This is a genomic window from Kitasatospora sp. NPDC023176, from assembly GCF_055560495.1.
Genome location: NZ_JBVHIP010000004.1, coordinates 136,417 through 159,452 on the forward strand (window position 1 = coordinate 136,417; position 23,036 = coordinate 159,452).

The window sequence follows — 23,036 nt, forward strand, 5'->3', positions numbered from 1 at the left end:
CCGGGGGCGGCCGTTCACGTCAGCGGCACCGCGCTACTGGCCGGTGCCGACCAGTTCCTTGTCCTCCGACGCACCCTCGCGCTTGTTGCGGACCATCGAGGAGGCCAGGGCCAGCCCGATGAAGGCGACGCCGATCAGGCCGGTGACGATCTCCGGGATGTGGTACTTGATCCCGACCAGCAGGATCACCGACAGCGCGCCGATCGCGTAGTGCGCGCCGTGCTCCAGGTAGACGTAGTCGTCCAGGGTGCCCTTGCGAACCAGGAAGACGGTCAGCGAGCGGATGTACATCGCGCCGATGCCGAGGCCCAGGGTGATCTGGAAGATGTCGTTGGAGATGGCGAAGGCCCCGACCACGCCGTCGAAGGAGAACGACGCGTCGAGCACCTCCAGGTAGAGGAACAGGAAGAACGCGGCCTTGCCGGCGACCTGGACGACCGACTTGCCGGACTTCTCGGCCTCCTCCTCGCGCTCGGCCTCCTCCTCCAGGCCCGATTCGAAGATCGAGGAGAGGCCGTTGACGACGAGGTAGGTGATCAGGCCGAGCACACCGGCCAGCAGAACGGTTTCGGCGTGCTCCGCCGCGAGGAAGCGCGAGGCCAGCACCAGCGCGACCAGGGCGACGACGCTGGAGAGGGCGTCCAGCTTGCCCACCTTCTCCAGCGGACGCTCCAGCCAGCTCAGCCAGTTGTGCTCCTTCTCCTCGAACACGAAGTCCAGGAAGATCATGAGCAGGAAGACGCCGCCGAAGGCCGCGATGGCCGGGTTGGCGGCCTCCAGGTACTGGCCGTAGGTGAGGCCGGCGTGGGTCTTGTCGGAGTGCAGTGCGAGGTCGATCACCGTCGCCGGGCTGAGCTTCGCGGTGAGACCCACGACCAGCAACGGGAAGACCAGGCGCATCCCGAAGACGGCGATCAGCACACCGACCGTCAGGAAGATCTTCTGCCAGTACGGGTTCATCCGCTTCAACACCGTGGCGTTGACCACCGCGTTGTCGAAGGAGAGGGAGATCTCCAGGATGGAGAGGATCAGCACGATGCCGAAGCCTTGGGCTCCCCAGAGCAGTCCGGCCGCGATCAGGCCCAGTGCGGTGATCGCGAACGACCAGCCGAATGTGCGGAGGAACACGGGAGTTGGCTACCTTTCGGGTTCTGGCCGTGCCGGGGCGGCCTGGTCCCGAGCTGCCTGACCGGGCCGGGCCCGATCAGGTCACCCCCGCACTGCCCTCTGTTCTCATGATCGTTTGATCGTTCGACCGTTGATCGTGATCGTCGAATGGGTGTGATAAGTCCGTTTTACGCCCTCACTGTACGTTGACGCCGAAGTCGAGCGCGATTCCGCGCAGGCCGGAGGCGTAACCCTGGCCCACCGCGCGGAACTTCCACTCGCCCGCGTACCGGTACAGCTCGCCGAAGATCATCGCGGTCTCGCTGGACGCGTCCTCGGACAGGTCGTACCGCGCGATCTCCTCGCCGTCGACGGAGTTGACGACCCGGATGTAGGCGTTGCGCACCTGTCCGAAGTTCTGCAGCCGGGCCTCGGCCTCGTAGATCGAGACCGCGAAGACCACCTTGTCCGCCTGGGCCGGGACCAGCTCCAGGTTGACCAGGATCAGCTCGTCGTCACCCGCGTCGTCGCCGCCCACGAGGTTGTCACCCTGGTGCTCCACCGAGCCCTCGGGGCTCTTGAGGTTGTTGTAGAAGACGAAGTACTCGTCGCCGAGCACCCGTCCGCCACCGCAGAGCAGGGCGCTCGCGTCGAGGTCGAACGGTGCGCCCGTGGTCGAACGGGCGGACCAGCCGAGGCCGATCTGGACCTGCGTCAGGTTCGGTGCGGCCTTGGTGAGCGAGACGTTCCCGCCCTTGGCGAGCGTGACCACCATGGTGTTCTTCCTCCCTTGCTTCTCCCGGGGCGCCATACAGGTGTATCCCCCGTGGCCCCGGCCGGCCCGCTTCGGCCGGCTGAACTTCCTGAACTCACATCCTCGCAGCGCGGCGGACCCCGACGAAGCCGGGGCGGCCGCGGACCCGCGAAGGGTCCGGGGCCGCCCCGGGAGTCAGGCACAAGTCCCTTGCGCCGCAGGAGGACTCAGACGTTGACGCCGAAGTCCTGGGCGATGCCGCGCAGGCCGGAGGCGTAACCCTGGCCGATGGCGCGGAACTTCCACTCGGCGCCGCTGCGGTACAGCTCGCCGAAGACCATCGCGGTCTCGGTGGAGGCGTCCTCGGAGAGGTCGTAGCGGGCCAGCTCGGCGTTGTTCTCCTGGTTCACCACCCGGATGAAGGCGTTGCGCACCTGGCCGAAGTTCTGGCCGCGGTTCTCGGCGTCGTAGATCGACACCGGGAAGACGATCTTCTGCACGTCCGCCGGGACGCCGACCAGGCTGACCTTGATCGCCTCGTCGTCGCCCTCGCCCTCGCCGGTCCGGTTGTCGCCGGTGTGCTCGACCGAGCCGTCCGGGCTCTTGAGGTTGTTGAAGAAGACGAAGTTCCCGTCCGAACCGACCTTGCCCTGGTCGTTGCAGAGCAGCGCGCTGGCATCCAGGTCGAAGTCCGTGCCGGTGGTGGTCCGGACGTCCCAGCCCAGGCCGACCACGACGGCCTGGAGCCCGGGGGCCTCCTTGGTGAGCGAGACGTTGCCGCCCTTGCTGAGGCTGACTCCCACGTGTCCTCCAAGAATCGGGAGGCACGGCTGGTGCCCCCGGTGGTGCGGTTCGCGGCGTCGACCGACGAAAACGGACGTACGCCCCACCCGCCAACGGCCCGAGCGTAGTACCGGGTTCCCGTACGCACGCCCGAACGGGCGGGACCGGTGCGTCGCGACGGGCCCCGCGGAAGCCCCGGGACGGCCCGCGGGAGCGCCCCGGGGGCCTCAGAGGCCGGCCAGGACCTTCAGGTACTCCTGCTCGTCCCGGGCGTCCGGGAGGCCGTTGACGACGCTCCAGCGCACCGTACCGGCCCGGTCGATCACGAAGGTGCCGCGCAGCGGGCAGCCCTTCTCCTCGTCCAGGACGCCGTAGGCGCGGGTGACCGCGCCGTGCGGCCAGAAGTCGGCCAGCAGCGGGAACTCCAGGCCCTCCCGGTCGGCGAGGACCCGCTGGGAGAACTGCGAGTCGCAGGAGACGCCGAGCACCTGGACGTCGTCGTTCTGCAGCCCGGCCAGCTCGCGCTGGATCGCGCCCAGCTCGCCGGTGCACACGCCGGTGAAGGCGAACGGGTAGAAGACCAGGACGACGTGCTTGCGGCCGCGGAAGTCGGCCAGCCGGACCGTCTCCCCGTGCTGGGTGCGCAGCTCGAAGTCCGGAGCCGGGGTGCCGACCCCGATGGCCAGGTGCGGGACCTTCTCGACGGCCATGTGCGGGACCTTTCTGAGGCGAGCGGGCCGGGCGGCGCGCGGCCCGGCAGGCGACATCCTCGCATCCGTTGACCGGCGTTGGGCCGAACGGATGACCCGGCCTGCCGGACGGCCCAGCCCTTCCGCTCTGAGCGAACGCGGCGGGCGGTCCCGGATCCGGCACCGGACCGGCACCGGAACCCCGCCGGCTCCCCACGGAAGAACCCCCGGACCCACCCGCGAAAGCGCCGGGCCCCGCCGGAGGAGATCCTCCGACGGGGCCCGGCGAGGGGCTCACGGCCCGTTCAGCGCTGCTTGGGCTGCTTCGCCGTGGACTTGGTGGCCAGGCGGGTGGCCGCCCAGTCCTTGGCGACCGCGATCGAGCTGGTCTGCGACAGGCCGGCGGTCTTGGCCGCGTCGGCGATGTCCGAGGCCTCGATGTGGCCGTCCCGGCCCGTCTTGGGCGTCAGCAGCCAGATCAGCCCGCCCTCGGCCAGGTACTCCAGGGCGTCGACGAGGGCGTCGGTGAGGTCCCCGTCGTCGTCGCGGTGCCACAGCAGGACGGCGTCTGCGACGTCGTCGTAGTCCTCATCGACGAGTTCCGTCCCGGTGATCTCCTCGATGCCGTCGCGGAGATCCTGGTCAGTGTCTTCGTCGTACCCCAGCTCCTGGACGATCTGACCTTCCTCGAAGTTCAGACGGCTCGCCGGGTTGGACTTGTCCGCGGGGTCCGCGGTCGCGCTCACGGGAATAACCTCCAGTATTCGGCCCGGCATCCATGCCGAGGCTGTGGCCGTAGTCCACACGGGCGCGGCGGTTCGCGCAAGTACCCGACCCCCGATCCCCCCCAAAGGTTGACGTGCCACACCGGTGACACGCCGCTCGACGTGTCGCGAATCACACCGATTTGCCCTTCTCTGCGTGGGACAAGGATGCTTCGAGTGGTCCCGGCCCACAGGCCGTACGCGTGCCCGAGATGCGAACGGCATTCGGGGTCCGCGCGTACGCGGGCGTAGAGTCTCCTGTTGGCCCTCACCCCGGCCGCCCGCCATCGGGCGGACGGGACACCAGGTCGGACCACCTCTTTTCGTAACACCCGGGGGTGTACGGAACGGACGAAGACGCCCGTGCCGTGCACCACCAGACCGGCCCGCCCAGCAAGCGGAACGGTTACCGATCGGTAGAGATGACGGATCTCCGAGCGCGGTAGCACGATGGAGGCGGCGCGACACACCTCTAGTTTCGACCGACAGTGAAGGAACAGCGTGGCTTCCGGATCCGATCGCAACCCGATCATCATTGGCGGCCTTCCGAGTCAGGTCCCGGACTTCGATCCCGAGGAGACCGCGGAATGGCTGGAGTCGCTCGACGCGGCCATCGACGAGCGGGGGCGTGAGCGTGCCCGTTACCTGATGCTGCGACTGATCGAGCGCGCCCGCGAGAAGCGTGTCGCCGTGCCCGAGATGCGCAGCACGGACTACGTCAACACCATCGCGACCAAGGACGAGCCGTTCTTCCCCGGCAACGAGGAGATCGAGCGCAAGATCCTCAACGCGACCCGCTGGAACGCGGCCGTCATGGTCTCCCGGGCGCAGCGCCCGGGCATCGGCGTCGGTGGGCACATCGCCACCTTCGCCTCCTCCGCGTCGCTCTACGACGTCGGCTTCAACTACTTCTTCCGCGGCAAGGACGCCGAGGGCGAGTCCGGCGACCAGATCTTCTTCCAGGGCCACGCCTCCCCCGGCATCTACGCCCGCGCCTTCCTGCTGGACCGACTGTCCGAGCAGCAGCTCGACGCGTTCCGCCAGGAGAAGTCGAAGGCCCCGTACGGCCTGTCCAGCTACCCGCACCCGCGGCTGATGCCGGACTTCTGGGAGTTCCCGACCGTCTCGATGGGCCTCGGCCCGCTCGGCGCGATCTACCAGGCCCGGATGAACCGGTACCTGGAGCACCGGGGCATCAAGGACACCTCCGACTCGCAGGTCTACGCCTTCCTCGGCGACGGCGAGATGGACGAGCCCGAGTCGCTCGGCCAGCTCTCCCTGGCCGCCCGCGAGGGCCTGGACAACCTGACCTTCGTGGTCAACTGCAACCTGCAGCGCCTGGACGGCCCGGTCCGCGGCAACGGCAAGATCATCCAGGAGCTGGAGTCCCAGTTCCGGGGCGCCGGCTGGAACGTGATCAAGCTCATCTGGGACCGCTCCTGGGACCCGCTGCTCGCGCAGGACCGCGACGGCGTCCTGGTGAACAAGATGAACACCACGCCGGACGGCCAGTTCCAGACCTACGCCACCGAGACCGGCGACTACATCCGCGAGCACTTCTTCGGCGGCGACCTGCGCCTGCGCGCCATGGTCGAGAACATGACCGACCAGCAGATCCAGCACCTGGGTCGCGGCGGCCACGACCACAAGAAGATCTACGCGGCGTTCAAGGCGGCCCGCGAGCACAAGGGCCAGCCGACGGTCATCCTGGCCCAGACGGTCAAGGGCTGGACGCTGGGCCCCAACTTCGAGGGCCGCAACGCCACCCACCAGATGAAGAAGCTGACGGTCGAGGACCTGAAGCGCTTCCGCGACCGGCTGCACCTGCCGATCACCGACAAGCAGCTGGACGAGGGCTACCCGCCCTACTACCACCCGGGCCGCGACTCGGAGGAGATCCAGTACATGCACGACCGCCGCCAGGGTCTCGGCGGCTTCGTGCCCACCCGCAAGGTGCGCCCGCGCCAGCTGGTGCTGCCCGGCGAGGACGCGTACAAGGCGGTCAAGAAGGGCTCCGGCAACCAGACCATCGCCACCACCATGGCGTTCGTCCGGGTGCTCAAGGACCTGATGCGGGACAAGGGCATCGGCAACCGCTTCGTGCCGATCGCGCCGGACGAGTACCGCACCTTCGGCATGGACTCGCTGTTCCCGTCGGCGAAGATCTACAACCCGCTGGGCCAGACCTACGAGTCGGTCGACCGCGACCTGCTGCTGGCCTACAAGGAGTCGCCGACCGGCCAGATGCTGCACGACGGCATCTCCGAGGCCGGCTGCACCGCCTCGCTGATCGCCGCCGGTTCGTCCTACGCGACCCACGGCGAGCCGCTGATCCCGGTGTACGTCTTCTACTCGATGTTCGGGTTCCAGCGCACCGGCGACCAGTTCTGGCAGATGGCCGACCAGCTGGCCCGCGGCTTCGTGATCGGCGCCACCGCCGGCCGCACCACCCTGACCGGTGAGGGCCTGCAGCACGCCGACGGCCACTCGCACCTGCTGGCCTCGACCAACCCCGGCGTCGTCGCGTACGACCCGGCGTACGGCTTCGAGATCGCGCACATCGTCCAGGACGGTCTGCGGCGGATGTACGGCACCAGTGCCGAACACCCGCACGGCGAGGACGTGTTCTACTACATGACCGTCTACAACGAGCCGATCAAGATGCCGGCCGAGCCCGAGAACGTGGACGTCGAGGGCATCCTCAAGGGTCTGCACAAGTACGCGCCGGCCACCGCCGGCCAGATCCCGGCCCAGATCCTCGCCTCCGGCGTGGCCGTGCCGTGGGCCCTGGAGGCCCAGCGCATCCTCGCCGAGGAGTGGAACGTCAAGGCCGACGTCTGGTCCGCGACCTCCTGGAACGAGCTGCGCCGCGACGCGGTGGAGGCCGAGGAGTTCAACCTGCTGCACCCCGAGGAGCAGCAGCGGGTGCCGTACGTCACCCAGAAGCTCCAGGGCGCCGAGGGCCCGATCGTCGCCGTGTCCGACTGGATGCGCGCCGTTCCGGACCAGATCGCCCGCTGGGTGCCGGGCCAGTACCAGTCGCTGGGCGCCGACGGCTTCGGCTTCGCCGACACCCGTGGCGCGGCCCGTCGCTTCTTCCACATCGACGCCCAGTCGGTCGTGCTGGGGGTGCTCACCGAGCTCGCCAAGCAGGGCAAGGTCGACCGCTCGGTGCTGAAGGACGCGATCGACCGCTACCAGCTGCTGGACGTGGCCGCGGCCGACCCGGGCGCCGCCGGCGGCGACGCCTGATCACCCGCTGACGCCTGACGGGGCCGGACCTCCACCCGAGGTCCGGCCCCGTCGGCGTTCCCCCGGTTGACCCTCACACCGGTGTCAGGTCCCAGGCTCGACGGCATGACGAACCGGAGGACGCCCGGGGCCGCCGCCGTCGACCCGGCCGAGCACGACGCGCTCTGGGCCCGCCAGGTCGCCGCCCAGCCCCGGTTCGCCGGCTTCCGCACCACCGAGCGCACCGTCCCGCTGGTGGCGCTCGTCCGGGCCTGAACGGCGCGACGGCCCCGGACTCAGCGGAGTCCGGGGCCGTCGGGTACGGGCGTCCGTCAGATGTGCACGGCCGGGCCCGCTTCGGTCTCGCCGCGGCGGGTCAGCAGGGCCAGCAGGGCGGCGCCGAAGGCCACCACGGCGGCCACCGCGAAGGCCAGCGACATGCCGCTGACGAAGGACTGGTGCACGGCGCCGGCCATCGCGTCCACCGCCTGCTGCGGGGTGCCGGGCGGGGCCGGCGGGGCGATGCCCAGCTGGGCGGCCTGCTTGAGGCCCTCGGCCTGCGGGCCCTCGACCGGCGGCAGGCCGGCCTTGGCCCAGTTGCCGGGCAGCACGTCGCCGACCTTGGCGGCCATCAGGGCGCCCAGCACCGCGGTGCCGAGGCTGCCGCCGACCTGCATCGCGGCCTGCTGGAGGCCGCCGGCCACGCCGGACAGCTCCAGCGGGGCGTTGCCGACGATGACCTCGGTGGCGCCGACCATGACCGGGCTGATGCCGAGGCCCATCAGGACGAACCAGAGCGACATCACGCCGGTGCCGGAGCCGGTGTCCAGGGTGGACATGCCGAACATCGCGGCGGTGGTGATCAGCATCCCGGCCATGATCGGGATCCGCGGGCCGAGCTTGCCGATCGCGATGCCCGCCAGCGGCGAGCCGACGATCATCATCCCGGTCATCGGCAGCAGGTGGACGCCGGCGTCGACCGGCTTCATCCCGTGCACGTTCTGCAGGTAGAAGGTCACGAAGAAGATCGCGCCGAAGAACGCGAAGGCCATCAGCGCCATCAGCAGCACGCCGGCCGACAGCGGCACCGAACGGAACAGGCTGAGCGGGATCAGCGGCTCCTTCGCCCGGCCCTGCCAGAGCGCGAAGAGCACCATCAGCAGCACCGCGCCGCCCAGGAACAGCAGCGTCCGGGCGTCGCCCCAGCCCCACTCGGGGGCCTTGATGATGCCGAAGACCAGCGCGAACATCCCGGCCGAGAGCAGCGCGATGCCCGGCACGTCGAAGGACTTGGCGGAGTTCTCGGCCCGCACGTCCTTGAGGATCCACAGGCCGAGGGCCACCGCGATCAGGCCGACCGGGATGTTGATGAAGAACACCGACTCCCAGCTGACGTGCTCGACCAGCAGGCCGCCGACGATCGGGCCGGCCGCGGTGGAGGCGCCGATCACCCCGCCCCAGATGCCGATCGCCATGTTGAGCTTCTCGGCCGGGAAGGCCCCGCGCAGCAGGCCGAGCGCGGCCGGCTGGAGCAGCGCGCCGAACAGGCCCTGGAGGACGCGGAAGGCGATCACGGTCTGGATGTTGCCGGCGAAGCCGATCGCGGCCGAGGTGGCGGCGAAGCCGACCGCGCCGACCAGGAAGGTGCTCTTGTGGCCGAAGCGGTCGCCGATCTTGCCGGCGGTGATCAGGAAGACCGCGAGCGCCAGCAGGTAGCCGCTGGTGACCCACTGGATCTCGGAGGGCGCGGCCTTCAGCTTCTCCTGGATCACCGGGTTGGCGATGGCGACGATCGTGCCGTCCAGGGCGACCATCATCACGCCGACCGCGACGGTCAGCAGGGTCAGCCAGGGGTGTCCCTTGAGCCCTCCCCCGGGCGTCGGGGGCGGCGGTGGCGGTGCGTCCGCCTCGGAGTTCTTGACGACGGACTGACTCATCTGGGCCCTCCGGGGGCGTGACAGAGATCGGAACGTGACGGTGGCGCCGCGACGGCCCACCCGTCCCCACGAGTGCCCGGCCGACGAGCGCCACTCCGGGCAGATTATGTCAGTCACTGACAATCGGCAAACAATGACTTCTGACCTGCACTGACATTTGTCACGCCGCTAAGGTTGTGCTCCCACCCGCCCCACCAGCGCCCGGAAGGCCCCGCCATGGCCGCTCGCACCCCCCACCCCGCCCCTGCGGACGCCGACCGGGCACCCGGCCTGCGGGAGCGCAAGAAGCAGCAGACCCGGGACGCCCTGGTCCAGGCCGCCCACGTGCTCTTCCTCAGCCAGGGCTTCGCCAAGACCACCGTCGACGAGATCGCCTCCGCCGTCGACGTCTCCCAGCGCACCTTCTTCCGCTACTTCGCCAACAAGGACGAGGTCGCCCTCGCCGTGATGGCCGACGCCGAGGACTACTTCATCGAGTGCCTGCGCCACCGCCCCGCCGAGGAGACCCCGCTCCAGGCCCTGCGCGCCTCGATCGTCAAGGCCTGGCGCGACCTCGGGAACGCCCGGACCTCCGGCCCCGGCTCGATCAGCAGCGCCCTCGAACTGCTGCGGATCATCGAGGAGACCCCGCCGCTGCTCGCCGCCCACCTGCGCCGGGTCACCGAACAGGAGCGGCTGGTGGGCCAGGTGCTCGCCGAACGCGAAGGGATCGACCCGGCCCGGGACCTGCGCCCGGTCGTGCTCGCCGCCGTCTTCGGCAGCCTGCTGCGCTCCGCCCACCTGTCCTGGACCGCCGAACAGGAACCGGCCGGCCCCGAGGGCATGGTCACGGTGATCGAGCGCCACTTCGACCAGCTCGGCCCCGCGCTGGCCGGCCACTGGCGGCCGTAGCACCCTCCCGCGGCGCCCCGTCATACCCAGGTATCACCCGGTACCGGAGTAGCCCCCGGAAGTTCGCGCTCCAGTCCGACGCCCGTCGTGGGCCCGTCCTCCTAGGCTGGCCCACGATGAAGACGCCCACCACCGCCGACGCCCGCGAGTTCGCCCTACGCCAACTACGCACCCTGCGGCACCACCTGACCACCCCGAGCGACGACGGGGCCCCACTGCTCGGGGACTCCCGCCGACGATGGGTGCGCCGGGTGCCGTACGTCATCGCGCTGATTCTCCAGGCCTCGCTGATCCCCACCGGAATCGTCTGCCTGAACCACTTCTACGACATGGTGCTGCCGGTGGCCGCCGCGCTCACCATCGCGCAGACCACGCCGCTGTTCCTCGCGATCACCCGCCCCCTGGCCGCCTGGTGGATCAGCGCCGCCGCCCTGGTCACCACCGCGGCCATCACCGCCCGCCACACCCAGGTGACGGGCAGCTGGCCGTGGACGGCACCGATGGTCATCGCGTACGTCTTCCTGCTGCTCGCCCTCGCCCTGCGGGAGAGCCTGGCCACCCTGATCTCGGTCTGGATCGCCACCGTCCTGCTCACCGTACTCACCACCACCATCGGGCTGCCCCGTTCCGGCGACGGCACCACCGTGCTGCTGATCGCGCTCAGCGGCGCCGTCCTGCTGCTCGGCTGGGCCGTCCGGGACCGCGCCCTCGCCCGACGGCTGCTCACCGAGCAGGAACAGATCAGCGAGGTCGAACGCGAGCGGCGCACCCTGCTGGAGGAGCGCGCCCGGATCGCCCGGGAGTTGCACGACGTGGTGGCCCACCACATGTCGGTGATCGCGGTACAGGCCGCCAGCGCGCCGTACCGGATCGAGGACGTCCCGGCCGACGCCGCCGAGGAGTTCACCGCGATCGCCGGCACCGCGCGCGAGTCACTGTCCGAGATGCGCCGGCTGCTCGGGGTGCTGCGCAGCGAGGACACCGCCGGGGAGAAGGCCCCGCAGCCGGGTGTGGCCCAACTCGCCCAGCTGGTCGAGACGGTGGGGCGGGCCGGGGTGCCCGCCGAACTGACCGTGGACGAGGGGCTGGCCGACCGGGTGCCGCAGGCCGTCAGCCTCTCCGCCTACCGGATCGTCCAGGAGGCGCTGGCCAACGTGGTCCGGCACGCCCCCGGCGCCCGGACCTGGGTGTCGCTGTCGGCGGACGGCCCCGAACTGCGGCTCACCGTGGTCAACGCGCCCCCGCCGCAGCGCACCGAGTCGCTGGAGGCCTCGGCCGAGGGCACCGGACAGGGCCTGGTCGGAATGCGCGAACGCGTCCGGCTGGTCGATGGCAGGCTGGACACCGGCCCGCTGCCCGACGGCGGCTTCAAGGTGGCCGCCGTCCTCCCGCTCGACCCACCCCAGGAGACACCCGCATGACCATCCGCGTGATCATCGTCGACGACCAGGCCATGGTGCGGGCCGGATTCGCCGCCCTGCTCAACGCCCAGAGCGACATCGACGTGGTGGGGGACGCGGCGGACGGCGCCCAGGCCCTGGAGGTCACCGGCCGCACCCACCCCGACCTGGTCCTGATGGACGTCCGGATGCCCGTCATGGACGGCCTGGAGGCCGCCCGGCGACTGCTCGACCCGGCCGTCCCCGGCGCCCACCGGCCCAAGGTGCTGATGCTCACCACCTTCGACGTCGACGACTACGTGTACGAGGCGCTGCGCGCCGGGGCCAGCGGCTTCCTGCTCAAGGACGCCCCGCCGGCCGACCTCATCGCCGCTGTCCGGGTGGTCGCGGCCGGCGAGGCGCTGCTCGCCCCCTCCGTCACCCGGCGGCTGATCGCCGACTTCGCCCGCAACCGGCCCGCCAAGCGCCGCGACCCCAAGCTGCGGCTCAACGGCCTGACCCCGCGCGAGACCGAGGTGCTGGAGCTGATCGCCCGCGGCCTGTCCAACCAGGAGATCGCCGCCCGGCTGGTGCTCGCCGAACAGACCGTCAAGACCCACATCGGGCGCATCCTCGCCAAGCTCGACCTGCGCGACCGCGCCCAGGCGGTGGTGCTGGCCTACGAGTCCGGCCTGGTGGCACCAGGTCAGTAGTCTCGCCCGTTTCTGATACCTGGGTAGCACCCGGTACTTGGCCCCGCGGAGTGACGTCCGCGGGGCCGTCGCATTCCTACCTTCCTCCTCGTCGAAAGCCGAACCGGCTCGATGGCCGGGCCGGCTCGAGACCGAACCGGCCCGGCGGCCGAACGGACGAGGGAGAACAGGGACATGCGCAGGTTCCGGACCAAGCGGGCGATCGCCGCCGCCGCGGTGGCCCTGGCGGCGGTGCTCGGCGCGGGCGGCTGGACCGCCGACACCCAGAGCGCCGTCACCGGCCCGCCGCCCGGCAGCGCCGGCTGGACCGCCGACACCGCGCTCGGCCTCCGGCTGCCCGACCCGGCCACCAGCACGCCCGCCCAGGTCGCCGCCTTCTTCGCCGACCTGACACCGGCCCAGCAGGACGCCCTGGCCGTCCGGCACCCCCTGGTGGTCGGCAACCTGGACGGCGCCCCGGTCGGACTCCGGTACCGCGCCAACACCCTGGCCCTCACCGCCGAACACGACCGGGAACTCGCCCGGACCACCGACCCGGCCCTCACCCCGCAGGACCACCAGGCCGCCCGCACCCGCGCCGAGCGCTACCGCACCCTGCTGGACGGCGGCCGGCAGATCCTCGCCTTCGACCCGCGCGGCCGAGGCCAGGTCGCCGAGGTGTTCGGCGACCTCACCACCGCCCCCCACACCGCCGTGATCGTCCCCGGCTCGGACATCGACCTGCTCACCTTCGACCGCGCCACCGAGCCGTACGGCACCCCCGCCGGCATGGCCCGCGCCCTCCGGCAGGCCACCGACGGACGGACCGCCGTGATCGCCTGGGCCGGCTACACCACCCCGCTCGGCCTCGGCGTCGACGCCGCCACCGAGGACCTCGCCCGGGCCGGCGCCACCCGCCTCGACCGGCTGCTCGACGGACTCGCCGTCAGCACCCGCCCCGAGGCCCCGGCCACCGTGTTCTGCCACAGCTACGGCTCGGTGGTCTGCGGCCTGGCCCGCCCCACCCCGGCCCGGGCCTCCGGCCTGGTGGTGCTCGGCTCGCCCGGCATGGGCGTCGACTCGGCCGCCGACCTCGACCCGGGCGTCCCGCTCTGGGCCACCGCCCGCAACGACTCGGACTGGATCGGCGACGTGCCCAACGTGCGCTTCCTCGGCCTCGGCCACGGCGCCGACCCGACCGACCCCGGCTTCGGCGCCCGCCCGCTGCCCGCCACCGGATCCCACGGCCACACCGGCTACTTCACCCCCGGCACCGCCTCGCTCACCGCCTACGCCGCCATCGCGCTCGGCCGCGGCTGACCCGCCCCGCACCCCGTACCCCGCACCGGAAGGAGCACCGCCATGGCCCACCCGCTCACCACCCTGCGCCGCGCCGCCGAGAAGGTCGACGCGAAGACCCCCGAGAGCCGCGACCGCGCCCTGGACGGGCTGCGCGCCCTCGCCCTGCTGTCCGTCCCGATCGGCCACTGGATGCTCGGCGGCCTCACCCTCACCCCCGACGGCGCCCTGCACAACGCCAGCCCGCTCTCCTCCCTCGGGTCCCTCGCCCCGGCCAGCTGGGTGCTGCAGATGCTCGGGGTGTTCTTCCTGGTCGGCGGCCACTCCTCGGTCCGCTCGCTGGACCGGGCCCGGGAGAAGGGCCTGTCGTACGGGAGTTGGCTGCGGACCCGGACGGTGCGGCTGCTGCGCCCGGTGCTCGGGGTGACGGCGGTGTGGGCGCTGCTGATCCCGCTGCTGCCCCGGCTCGGCGTGCCCGCGGACACCCTGCGCACCGGGGCGACGCTGGTGGTGCAGCCACTCTGGTACATCGGGGTGTACCTGGCGCTGACCGCGCTGACCCCGCTCTGTGTGGCCTTCGGGCGGCGGCTCGGCGGCTGGTCGGCGGGCCTGCTGGTGGCCTCGGTCGCGCTGGTCGACCTGCTGCGGTACGGGCCGTGGGCCGACGCGGTGCCGTCCTGGCTCGGCCTGCTGAACCTGCTGCCGGGCTGGATGTTCGGCTACCAGCTGGGCGTGCTGTGGGCGCAGGGCCGGCTCGGCCGGTCGGCGGCCCGGGTGCTGCTGTTCGGCGGCGGGGCGCTGTTCGCCGTCCTGCTGGTGGTGTTCCACTACCCGGCCAGCATGGTCGGGGTGCCGGGCGTCGAGCGGACCAACTCGCACCCGCCGTCCCTGCTGGTGCTCGCCCTGGCGGCGGTGCAGTGCGGCGCCGCGGTGCTGCTGCGGGAGCGGCTGGGCCGGCTGCTGAGCCGCCGTCCGCTGCTGTGGCTGCCGGTGGTGGTGGTCAACCTGTCGGCGATGACGATCTTCTGCTGGCACCAGAGCGCGATGCTCGCGGTGGCGGTGCCCGGCGCGGCCGGCCTCGGCGCCGTCCCCGGGCTGACCACCGCCCCGGACTCGCTCGGCTGGGTGGCCGCCCGGCTGGCCCTGCTTCCGCTGTTCGGCGCCGCCCTGGTGACGATCGGGTGGTTCACCCGGCGCTTTGACGGGCCCTGGACGTCCTTCTCCCGGGTGGGCAAGGCGCTGGCCGGCGCGGCGGCGGCGCTGTTCGCCGCGTACGCGCTGGGGGTGGTGTGACCCACCCCGGCGATCACAGCACCGAAGGGGCGTGGACCGACCGGTCCGCGCCCCTTCGGTCGTTCCGCGCCCGGCTTCGGCCCGCGTGCGGGTTCGGCCGTTCCACGCGCACCCGCCGTACCGGACCGCTCCAAGAGGCCAATCCGCATGCGAAGCACCACGCACTGTGATGTCGTGTGACGGTCGGCGACCATCGCTGGACCGCCCGCCCACGGCCCGTCCGTCCGCATTCGCCCGCCCTCCGCCGAACGCCTCCCGCCCTAGGAGACCCATGCCCCCGTCCCCACCACGCCCGCGGCCCCGGGCCGGCCGCCGACTGCCCGCCGCCGTGGTCCTCGCCGTCACCGCCGGCACCCTGCTGGGCGCCGCCACCCCGGCGCTCGCCCACGGCGGGGACGACCTCGCCCCGCACGTCGACTCCCGCCGGGTCGCCGAGGAACTGCGCCAGGACGAGGTCGCCGCCCTCGGCCGGGAGCACGCCGAGGAGCACGCCCGGATGCGCGCGGCCGTCCGCGGCGTCGGCGACTACCCGCAGACCACCCGGACCAACCGGTACAACGCCCTGACGGCCTCCCAGGCCGACCGCAACAAGGCGTTCGCACCGGAGACCTGGGGCGCGTTCAAGGAGTACTTCCCCTCCCCCGACTTCGGCGACCACGTCGCCCTGCTGCCCACCGGCAAGGTGCTGCTGTTCTCCTTCGAGCGGATCGAGACCAACCCGGAGAAGGAGCCCGCCCCCACCCAGACCACCGGCAAGGAGAACGCCGGCCGGGCCTTCCTCTGGGATCCCGGCAAGGGCACCGGCAAGGAGGCGTTCAAGCAGGTCAACCCGCCGGTCTCGGACATGCCGGACGGCCTGGACGAACCCCGCCCGGTGCCGTTCTTCTGCTCCGGCCACTCCTTCCTGCCCAACGGCATGCTCGGCGTCTTCGGCGGCAACCTGGGCGGCAACGGCGGCACCGGCGCCAAGCTCTCCCTGGTCTTCGACCCCTGGACGGAGACCTGGACCCGCAACCCCGACATGTCGGTGGGCCGCTGGTACCCCTCGGTGGTGACCGGCGCCGACGGCCGGCAGCTGATCATGTCCGGCCAGTCCGAACTGGGCTACGGCACCCCGACCCCGGTGGTCGAGCGCTTCCCCGCCAAGGCCTTCCCGGTGCCGGTGAAGAAGACCGACACCCCCAAGGACACCCCGGTCGAGCGCTTCAAGGCGGACGCGCCGTTCAGCTTCGACTACCCGCACCTGTTCTCGCTCAACGACGGCAACGTCTACGGCTTCGGCCGCGCGGCCGACGAGCAGTGGAGGTTCGACCCGGTCGCCGAGACCCGCACCGACCTCACCGCCCGCCCCGACGGCCGCAAGCGCAACTACGGCTCCGCCGTGATGCTGCCCGGCGGCGCCAACGGCCCGGACTCCGCGCTGGTCCTCGGCGGTGACCGGGACAACCCGGGCACCCTGCGCTTCTCCAACGGCAGTTGGACCGCCGAGAAGTCCCGCGCCTTCGGCCGCACCCAGGACGACACCCTGCTGCTGCCCAACGGCCGGCTGATGACGGTCAACGGCGCCTACGACATCCGCGACTACGGCAACGGCCCGTACAACCCCAACGCCGACCTCAAGTACCGGCAGATCGAACTGCGCGACGACCAGGGCAACTGGCAGCTCGGCCCGGTCCAGCGGCTGCCGCGCGGCTACCACTCCAACGCGGTGGTGCTGCCGGACGGCCGGATCATGGTGACCGGCGACGAGCTCCAGCAGATGGCCAACAACACGGACATCAACGGCACGGTCAGCGGCATCCCGGGCACCTCCGGCCCGACCACCATGAACGGCACCATCGAGATCTACGAGCCGCCGTACCTGCACCAGGGGGACCGGCCCGCGCTCGCCAACGCGCCCACCGCGCCGGTCGGCTACGACAAGCGGTTCACCGTCACCAGCACCACCCCGGGCCTCGCCGCCAGGGCCGTCCTGCTGGCGCCGACCACCTCCACCCACTCGGTCAACACCAGCCAGCGGTACGTCGACCTGCGGATGACCAGCCGGGCCGGCAACCGGCTGGAGTTCCAGGCCCCGCCGGACGCCAAGGCCGCCCCGCCCGGCTGGTACCTGCTCTTCCTGCTCAGCGACAAGGGCGTGCCCAGCGTCGCGCAGTGGATCCAGCTCAATCCCTCCGCCTGATCCCCCCACCCGTCCCGAAAGGAACACCCCCCATGACAACGGCAGCGGATCCGATCCTGCGCGACAGCGAGGAGATCCAGGGCGACATCCTCGCCGGCTTCAAGAAGGACAACGTCAGCGTCCTGTTCCTCAAGTTCGAGGACGCCGCGCGGGCCCGCGACTGGCTCCGCAGGCTGACCCCGCAGATCTCCACCACCCGCGAGGTCGCCGCCTTCAACGAGAAGTTCAGCGAGGCCAGGCAGGCCTCCGGCGGCGACGACCCCAAGTCGCTGACCGCCACCTGGCTGGGCCTCAGCTTCACCTACGAGGGCCTGCGGATGCTCGCCGGGAGCGACCCGTTCCCGACCGCCCCGCCCGTCGGCAGCGGCCTGGAGGCCTTCAAGGACGGCTCGGCCCAGCGGGCCGGCGCGCTCGGTGACACCGGCGACAACTCGCCGGAGAACTGGCTGTTCGGCAACGGGAGGAACCAGCCGGTGCACGCCGTGCTGAAGATCTCCGCGGACACCGAGCGGGACCTCCAGTCGGCGGTCGAGGCGCAGCGGATCGCCGCCGCCGAGTGCCGGGTGCTGATCGTCTACCAGCAGAACGCCCAGACCCTGCTGGGCAGTCGGCGCGGCAAGGAGCACTTCGGCTTCAAGGACGGCATCAGCGAGCCCGGCATCCGGGACTTCGACCGGCCCGACCCGAACAAGCCGGACGAGGTGGACGGCCATCCGGGCACCCGGCTCGTCCCGGCCGGCGAGTTCGTCTGCGGCCTGCCCAACGACACGTTCAGCGGGCCCCCGGGCCAGTACCCCGAGTGGGCGCGCAACGGCTCCTTCCAGGTGGTCCGCCGGCTCGCCCAGGACGTCCCCGGCTGGTGGTCGCAGGTCGCGGTGAAGCTCGCAGAGCTCAAGCGGGCCAAGGCCGTGCCGGACAGCGCCACCACCGAGTGGCTGGCCGCCCGGATGGTCGGCCGCTGGCGCTCCGGCGCCCCGGTCTGCAAGCACCAGGACCGGGACGTCCCGAACAACCCCAGCGCCGCCGGCGACAACGACTTCGACTTCCGGGACGACCCGGAGGGCTTGATCACCCCGCTCTGGTCACACCTGCGCAAGACCGAGCCGCGCGCCGGTCTCCAGGAGGCCCCGGACAAGCCCCCGTTCGACGCCAAGGACCTCAACGGCCGCCGGATCATGCGCCGTGGCACCCCGTACGGGGCCCCGTTCGACCCGGCCTCCGAGGGCCCGGGCGGCCCGGACGACCCGCGCGGCCTGCTGTTCATCTGCTACCAGGCGGACCTCCAGCGGCAGTTCGAGTTCATCCAGGCCGACTGGATGGACCAGCCGAACTTCCCGCCGAACCGGGACAGCGGCGGAGCCACCCCGCCCGGGCACGCCAACCCCCGGCCCGTCCCCGGCAAGGACCCGGTCACCCAGGAGGCCCCGGACGTCGACTTCGAGCACCGGGGGCCGGACGGCCTGATCAACCACACCCCGCTGAGCTTCCAGCAGTTCGTCCGGACCACCGGCTCGGTGTACGCCTTCATGCCCTCGCTGAGCATCCTGCGCGGGCTCTGCGAGGGGCGGCTCACCCCGGTCGCCGGGCAGCCGAGTGGCCAGACCGGCACCCAGCCGGGAGGCCAGACCGGAAGCCAGCCGGGAAGCCAGACCGACGGCCGGCCGGGCGGCCAGCCCAAGCCGCAGCCGGTGAAGGCCTACCCGTGCGACGAGTTCGTCGGCGTCCCGGACCAGTACCGCAAGGGCGGCCAGAGCCAGTACTGGGCCTTCCACGGCGACCGCTGCCGGCTGATCTCGGTCGCCGACGGCTCCGCCCACACCGACCGCAAGGTCGAGGACGACACCTGGCTGACCGGCTGGACCTGCCTCCAGGGCGTCGGCCGGGTCGACTGCGTCCTGCCCGTACCGGACCAGCAGGACCCGGGCGGCAAGAGCTGGTACTGGGTGTTCCACAGCACCGGCGGCCGCCAGCAGTACCGGCTGATCTCGATCACCTGCGGCGGCGGCCGGTACACCACCGCCCTGGAGCGCACCGACCGCGACCTCACCTCCTGGGGCTCGCTCAGCGGCGTCGGCCAGGTCGACTGCTGGCTGCCGGTGCCGGACCAGCAGCGGGTCGGCGGCAAGAGCTGGTACTGGTGCTTCCACACCTCCAGCGGCCGCCAGCAGTACCGGCTGATCTCGGTCGCCGACGGCTCCGCCCACACCGACGTCCGCGAACGCACCGACCGCGAGCTCTCCCAGTGGGGCTCGCTGAACGGCCTGAGCCGGGTGGACTGCTTCCTGCCCGTGCCGGACCGCCAACGGGTCGGCGGGAACAGCGAGTTCTGGGTGTTCTGCGGCCAGAGCTACCGCCGGATCTCGATCGCCGACGGCAGCGGCCACCCGGATCGGCTGGTCGACGGCGACCGCACCTGCGACAACTGGGCCTCGCTGGGCTGAGCCCGGCCCCGGCCGCCCCGCCCGGCTCCCCACCCGGCTCCGCCCCCGACGCGCCCGACGCGCCCCCGGTGTGCCACCGCACACACCGGGGGCGCACTGTCAGCCCCCTGCCCTAACCTGCCGTCATGGTGACGTTCGACGAGTTCCGCGCGATGGCCCTGGCCCTCCCGGAGGCTGCCCAGGAGCCGACCTGGGGCATCGAGACGCTGCGGGTGCGCGGCAAGGTCTTCGCGATGGGCGCGCCCGAGGGCGACAGCATCACCCTCAAGGCCTCCCGCGAGGACCAGGCCGAACTGATCGCGGCCGAGCCCGAGGTGTTCTCCTTCGCCCGGTACGTCGGCCGGCACGGCTGGGTGAGCGTCCGGCTGGACCTGGTCGACCCGGCGGAGCTCGACGACCTGGTCACCGAGGCCTGGCGGCGGACGGCGCCCAAGCGGCTGGTCGCCGGATTCGACGCCCGGCACTCCGTTTGACGCCGCACTACCAGCTACTCGGAGACGCTGAAAAGACACCGCCGGTTCATGTGATCCATCCCACAGTTTAGGCGGGTCCGTCACCCTCCCGTGACCTCTACGCTTGCCCAGGGAAAGTTCAGCAGTCCAATCGCACCCTCCGGGCACCGCCCGAGAAACGGTGACGGGCCCCAAGGGAGTTGGTGCGGTGCGCAACCGTCGACGCTGGAAGCGTGTACTGATCGGGGCGTTCGCGGGTTGTGCCGTGCTCGCCGACGCCGGTGCCTCGGCGGCCGCGGCCGCGGTCTCCTCGGAGCAGCTGGCGATCTCCACGCCCCCGGCCGGCAGCGCCGCCTGGATCCAGGACCACACCTTCGGCCGCCTGCTGCCCGACCCGGCCACCACCAGCCCCGCCGACGCCGCCGCGTTCTTCGCCTCGCTCGCGCCCACCGAACTGGACCGGCTGGTCACCGCCTACCCGCTGGTCGTCGGCAACTACGACGGCGCCCCGCTGGACCTGCGCTACCGCGCCAACCGGATCGCCCTGGCCGACGAGCGCGACGCCGCCCGGGCCCGCGCGGCCGACCAGAGGCTGGACGCCGACACCCGCGCGCTGGCCGTCTCCCGCGCCAACGACGTCGAGCACCTGCTCTCCCCCAACCGGCAGATCCTCGCCTTCGACCCGCGCGGCCGCGGCCTGGTCAGCGAGGTCTGGGGCGACCTCGCCGACGCCGAGCGGATCTCCGTCGTCGTCCCCGGCTCGGACGCCGACCTCGGCCACTTCGACCAGGCGGCCGAACCGCTGCGCTCCCCGGCCGGCATGGCCCGCGCCCTGTACGCCGAGGAGCAGCGCCAGGCCCCGGGCACCCGGACCGCCGTGATCGCCTGGACGGGGTACGTCACCCCCTCCGGCCTCGGCCCGGACGCGGCCACCTCCCGGCTCGCCGACGTCGCCGCGCCCCGGCTGGAGCGACTGCTGGCCGGCCTCAAGGAGACCACCCGGCCGGACGCGCCCCCGTCGCTGCTCTGCCACTCGTACGGCTCGGTGGTCTGCGGCACCGCCGCCCCGAAGATCCCGCGCGCGGCCGCCTCGCCGTCCGACACCTCCGGCATCACCGACATGATGGTGTTCGGCAGCCCCGGCATGGGCGTGCAGTCCGCCGGCGAACTGGGCCGCGGCGTGCACGTGTGGGCCACCCGCAACCCCAGCGACTGGATCGGCAACGTCCCGTTCCTGGAGGTCGGCAAGCTCGGCCACGGCGCCGACCCGACCGGCAGCGGCTTCGGCGCCGAGCAGATCTCCTCCGCCCGCGCCTCCGGCCACAACGGCTACTTCACCGACGGCACCGACAGCCTGCACAACTTCGCGGCGATCTCGCTCGGGGACTACCGCGACGTGCTGCGGCCCCAGTCCGACTCCTAGGACCTGTCCGCCAGAACCCCTTCCGCGACCGTCAGTCCGGCTGCTCCTGGTACAGCCGGAGGGCCTCCGCCGCCGCCCGGGCCAGCTCGCGCCGGGCGGCCGGCGGGTCCAGCACCTCGACCTCCGCGCCGAAGGCCAGCAGCGCGCGGACGGCCGCCGCGGCCGGGAAGGCCATCGCCAGCTCGACCCACTCCTCGGCCCGTCCGGTGCCCGCCTCCGGCGGCGGCGTCGTGACCCGCCCGCCGTGGATGCGCAGGAACATGTCCAGCCGTCCGCGCCGGACCCGCACCCGGGCCGGCACGTCCTTCGGCAGCCGCTCCACCTGCTCGCGCAGCGCCGCCCACACCTCGCCGAGCGCCACCCCGGCCCGGCGGCGGACCGCCTCCTCGGTGGTCTCGGCGGCGAGCACCCGGTCGGCCCGGAACAGCCGTGGCTCGCCGCGCAGATCGGCCACCAGGTACCAGACCGCGGCCTTGCTCACCAGCCCGTACGGGTCGACGGTGTACTCGACCGGCGCGGGCGTGCCGCCGTGCCGGTAGCGCAGCCGCAGCCGCCGGTCGGCGAACACCGCGTACTGCAGCTCGCCCAGGTCCGGCCCGCTCCCGGCGCCGGTCTGGGGGTTCTGCATCCAGCGGGCCTGGTCGACCAGGATGCGCTCGCTGACCCGCTCGGCGGCCGGGCGGTGCGGGGCGGGCAGCGCGGCCATCACCTTGCGCAGCGCCGAGCCGAGGGCGCCGTCCAGCCCGAGGTCGCTGTGGGCGCCCTGGGCGGAGAGCACGAACAGCGCCCGGGCCTCGTCCGCGGTCAGCCCGGTGACGTCGGTGCGGTAGCCGGGCAGCAGGTTGATGCCGCCGTGCCGGCCGCGTTCGGTGAACACCGGCACCCCGGCGGCGGAGAGCGACTCCACGTCCCGGTAGATGGTGCGGACGGACACCTCCAGCCGTTCGGCCAGTTCGGTCGCGGGCACCCGGCCGCGGGTCTGGAGCAGCAGCAGGATCGAGAGCAGGCGGTCGGCCTTCATGACACCAGAATCCCAACAATCCTGACGGCAGTTGTCAGGTTTTACTGGGAGATTGCGTTCCGAGCCCGAAAGACCGCACCGCATCGCACCGCACAAGGAGCCGACCGCAGATGAGCACCGTCCAGGACGCCCGCCCGCAGTACCTCGCCGCCCTCGGCCAGTTGGAGAAGCTGTTCGCCGACGTCACCCCCGCCGACCTCGACCGGCCCACCCCGTGCGAGGAGTTCACGCTGCGCCGACTGCTGAACCACGTGGTCGGCGGCGTCCACCGGTTCGCCTACCTGGGCGAGGGCGGCCGCGCCGAGGACGTCGTGGCGGCCATCGAGGACCCGTCCGACGAGGGCTGGCCGGCCGCACTCGCCCGGGCCGCCGCCCGCGCCACCGCCGCCTGGGCGGACGACGCCAAGCTGGGCCGCCCGACCTTCGCCCCCTGGGGCGAGGTGCCCGGCGGGATGGTGGTCGGCGGCTACGTGATGGAGACGGTGACCCACTCCTGGGACATCGCCACCGCCCTCGGCAACGGCTTCGTCCTGGACGACGCCCTGGCGCACACCGCGCTGGCCGTCGCCGAGCTGGTCCTGCCGCCCGCGAGCCGGGTCGAGGGCGTCCCGTTCGCCGCGGTGCGGCCGGTCGCCGAGGACGCCGACGTGCACACCCGGCTGGCCGCCTGGATGGGCCGCGAGGTCTGAACCCGTACG

19 protein-coding genes are annotated in these 23,036 nt (G+C 72.1%); 12 read left to right on the forward strand and 7 right to left on the reverse strand.

Annotated features, from left to right (window positions below):
• Window positions 1-33: 33 nt before the first annotated feature.
• From ACZ3YL_RS08475 to ACZ3YL_RS08495, 5 genes are all read right to left on the reverse strand, one after another.
• Entirely contained in the window at window positions 34-1,128 is a 1,095-nt protein-coding gene (locus ACZ3YL_RS08475; protein WP_188302462.1) for a DUF475 domain-containing protein, read from the reverse strand.
• A 175-nt stretch (window positions 1,129-1,303) separates the two neighbouring features.
• Entirely contained in the window at window positions 1,304-1,882 is a 579-nt protein-coding gene (locus tag ACZ3YL_RS08480) for a TerD family protein (protein ID WP_188302463.1), read from the reverse strand.
• Window positions 1,883-2,088: 206 nt separating this feature from the next.
• On the reverse strand, window positions 2,089-2,664 hold the full coding sequence (locus tag ACZ3YL_RS08485; protein WP_188302464.1) for a TerD family protein: 576 nt from the start codon (window positions 2,662-2,664) through the stop codon (window positions 2,089-2,091).
• Window positions 2,665-2,871: 207 nt separating this feature from the next.
• Window positions 2,872-3,330 carry a peroxiredoxin gene (locus ACZ3YL_RS08490; protein ID WP_188302482.1) on the reverse strand — a complete coding sequence of 153 codons (459 nt, stop codon included), beginning with the start codon at window positions 3,328-3,330 and terminating at the stop codon, window positions 2,872-2,874.
• A gap of 308 nt (window positions 3,331-3,638) precedes the next feature.
• Window positions 3,639-4,079: a DUF3052 domain-containing protein gene (locus ACZ3YL_RS08495; protein ID WP_188302465.1), complete on the reverse strand. Its 441-nt coding sequence runs from the start codon at window positions 4,077-4,079 to the stop codon at window positions 3,639-3,641.
• Window positions 4,080-4,598: 519 nt separating this feature from the next.
• Between ACZ3YL_RS08495 and aceE the strand changes: the two genes are divergently transcribed.
• Both aceE and ACZ3YL_RS08505 read left to right on the forward strand, forming a co-directional pair.
• Window positions 4,599-7,349 (forward strand): pyruvate dehydrogenase (acetyl-transferring), homodimeric type, encoded by a 2,751-nt coding sequence (gene aceE, locus ACZ3YL_RS08500; protein WP_188302466.1) that lies wholly within the window; start codon window positions 4,599-4,601, stop codon window positions 7,347-7,349.
• A 105-nt stretch (window positions 7,350-7,454) separates the two neighbouring features.
• A complete protein-coding gene (locus ACZ3YL_RS08505; protein WP_188302467.1) occupies window positions 7,455-7,604 on the forward strand; it encodes a hypothetical protein in 150 nt (49 codons plus the stop codon).
• Window positions 7,605-7,660: 56 nt separating this feature from the next.
• Here the strand turns inward: ACZ3YL_RS08505 and ACZ3YL_RS08510 are convergent, their stop codons facing one another.
• Window positions 7,661-9,265, reverse strand: a complete 1,605-nt coding sequence (locus ACZ3YL_RS08510; protein WP_465656256.1) for an MFS transporter — start codon at window positions 9,263-9,265, stop codon at window positions 7,661-7,663.
• 216 nt (window positions 9,266-9,481) lie between these two features.
• Between ACZ3YL_RS08510 and ACZ3YL_RS08515 the strand changes: the two genes are divergently transcribed.
• The 9 genes from ACZ3YL_RS08515 to ACZ3YL_RS08555 all read left to right on the forward strand — a co-directional run bounded on the left by ACZ3YL_RS08515 (window position 9,482) and on the right by ACZ3YL_RS08555 (window position 21,317).
• The gene (locus ACZ3YL_RS08515) at window positions 9,482-10,156 is read left to right on the forward strand and encodes a TetR/AcrR family transcriptional regulator (protein ID WP_188302469.1); all 675 of its coding nucleotides are present in this window, start codon (window positions 9,482-9,484) and stop codon (window positions 10,154-10,156) included.
• A 116-nt stretch (window positions 10,157-10,272) separates the two neighbouring features.
• A complete protein-coding gene (locus ACZ3YL_RS08520) occupies window positions 10,273-11,577 on the forward strand; it encodes a sensor histidine kinase (RefSeq protein ID WP_188302470.1) in 1,305 nt (434 codons plus the stop codon).
• Window positions 11,574-12,248, forward strand: a complete 675-nt coding sequence (locus ACZ3YL_RS08525; protein WP_188302471.1) for a response regulator — start codon at window positions 11,574-11,576, stop codon at window positions 12,246-12,248. Before ACZ3YL_RS08520 ends, ACZ3YL_RS08525 begins: the two co-directional genes overlap by 4 nt.
• A gap of 174 nt (window positions 12,249-12,422) precedes the next feature.
• The gene (locus ACZ3YL_RS08530; protein WP_465656258.1) at window positions 12,423-13,547 is read left to right on the forward strand and encodes an alpha/beta hydrolase; all 1,125 of its coding nucleotides are present in this window, start codon (window positions 12,423-12,425) and stop codon (window positions 13,545-13,547) included.
• A gap of 42 nt (window positions 13,548-13,589) precedes the next feature.
• Window positions 13,590-14,819 (forward strand): acyltransferase family protein, encoded by a 1,230-nt coding sequence (locus ACZ3YL_RS08535; RefSeq protein ID WP_465656260.1) that lies wholly within the window; start codon window positions 13,590-13,592, stop codon window positions 14,817-14,819.
• Window positions 14,820-15,090: 271 nt separating this feature from the next.
• Window positions 15,091-17,001: a galactose oxidase-like domain-containing protein gene (locus ACZ3YL_RS08540; RefSeq protein ID WP_465656262.1), complete on the forward strand. Its 1,911-nt coding sequence runs from the start codon at window positions 15,091-15,093 to the stop codon at window positions 16,999-17,001.
• A gap of 32 nt (window positions 17,002-17,033) precedes the next feature.
• Window positions 17,034-19,442 (forward strand): Dyp-type peroxidase, encoded by a 2,409-nt coding sequence (locus ACZ3YL_RS08545; protein WP_465656265.1) that lies wholly within the window; start codon window positions 17,034-17,036, stop codon window positions 19,440-19,442.
• Window positions 19,443-19,567: 125 nt separating this feature from the next.
• Window positions 19,568-19,915, forward strand: coding sequence for an MmcQ/YjbR family DNA-binding protein (locus ACZ3YL_RS08550; RefSeq protein WP_465656267.1), 348 nt, complete (start codon window positions 19,568-19,570; stop codon window positions 19,913-19,915).
• Between the two features lie 187 nt (window positions 19,916-20,102).
• Complete coding sequence (locus ACZ3YL_RS08555; RefSeq protein ID WP_317620868.1) at window positions 20,103-21,317, forward strand: alpha/beta hydrolase; 1,215 nt, start codon at window positions 20,103-20,105, stop codon at window positions 21,315-21,317.
• Between the two features lie 31 nt (window positions 21,318-21,348).
• Here ACZ3YL_RS08555 and ACZ3YL_RS08560 read toward each other — a convergent pair whose 3' ends face one another.
• Entirely contained in the window at window positions 21,349-22,338 is a 990-nt protein-coding gene (locus tag ACZ3YL_RS08560; protein ID WP_465656271.1) for a helix-turn-helix transcriptional regulator, read from the reverse strand.
• Between the two features lie 110 nt (window positions 22,339-22,448).
• Between ACZ3YL_RS08560 and ACZ3YL_RS08565 the strand changes: the two genes are divergently transcribed.
• Window positions 22,449-23,027 carry a TIGR03086 family metal-binding protein gene (locus ACZ3YL_RS08565; RefSeq protein WP_465656273.1) on the forward strand — a complete coding sequence of 193 codons (579 nt, stop codon included), beginning with the start codon at window positions 22,449-22,451 and terminating at the stop codon, window positions 23,025-23,027.
• The last annotated feature ends 9 nt before the right edge of the window (window positions 23,028-23,036 follow it).

Excerpts from the sequence above, each read along its gene's own strand:
- ACZ3YL_RS08480 (WP_188302463.1), bottom strand. The coding sequence starts at position 1,882 with ATGGTGGTCACGCTCGCCAAGGGCGGGAACGTCTCGCTCACCAAGGCC.
- ACZ3YL_RS08505 (WP_188302467.1), top strand. The coding sequence starts at position 7,455 with ATGACGAACCGGAGGACGCCCGGGGCCGCCGCCGTCGACCCGGCCGAG.
- ACZ3YL_RS08510 (WP_465656256.1), bottom strand. The coding sequence starts at position 9,265 with ATGAGTCAGTCCGTCGTCAAGAACTCCGAGGCGGACGCACCGCCACCG.
- ACZ3YL_RS08515 (WP_188302469.1), top strand. The coding sequence starts at position 9,482 with ATGGCCGCTCGCACCCCCCACCCCGCCCCTGCGGACGCCGACCGGGCA.
- ACZ3YL_RS08520 (WP_188302470.1), top strand. The coding sequence starts at position 10,273 with ATGAAGACGCCCACCACCGCCGACGCCCGCGAGTTCGCCCTACGCCAA.
- ACZ3YL_RS08525 (WP_188302471.1), top strand. The coding sequence starts at position 11,574 with ATGACCATCCGCGTGATCATCGTCGACGACCAGGCCATGGTGCGGGCC.
- ACZ3YL_RS08530 (WP_465656258.1), top strand. The coding sequence starts at position 12,423 with ATGCGCAGGTTCCGGACCAAGCGGGCGATCGCCGCCGCCGCGGTGGCC.
- ACZ3YL_RS08535 (WP_465656260.1), top strand. The coding sequence starts at position 13,590 with ATGGCCCACCCGCTCACCACCCTGCGCCGCGCCGCCGAGAAGGTCGAC.
- ACZ3YL_RS08540 (WP_465656262.1), top strand. The coding sequence starts at position 15,091 with ATGCCCCCGTCCCCACCACGCCCGCGGCCCCGGGCCGGCCGCCGACTG.
- ACZ3YL_RS08545 (WP_465656265.1), top strand. The coding sequence starts at position 17,034 with ATGACAACGGCAGCGGATCCGATCCTGCGCGACAGCGAGGAGATCCAG.
- ACZ3YL_RS08550 (WP_465656267.1), top strand. The coding sequence starts at position 19,568 with ATGGTGACGTTCGACGAGTTCCGCGCGATGGCCCTGGCCCTCCCGGAG.
- ACZ3YL_RS08560 (WP_465656271.1), bottom strand. The coding sequence starts at position 22,338 with ATGAAGGCCGACCGCCTGCTCTCGATCCTGCTGCTGCTCCAGACCCGC.
- ACZ3YL_RS08565 (WP_465656273.1), top strand. The coding sequence starts at position 22,449 with ATGAGCACCGTCCAGGACGCCCGCCCGCAGTACCTCGCCGCCCTCGGC.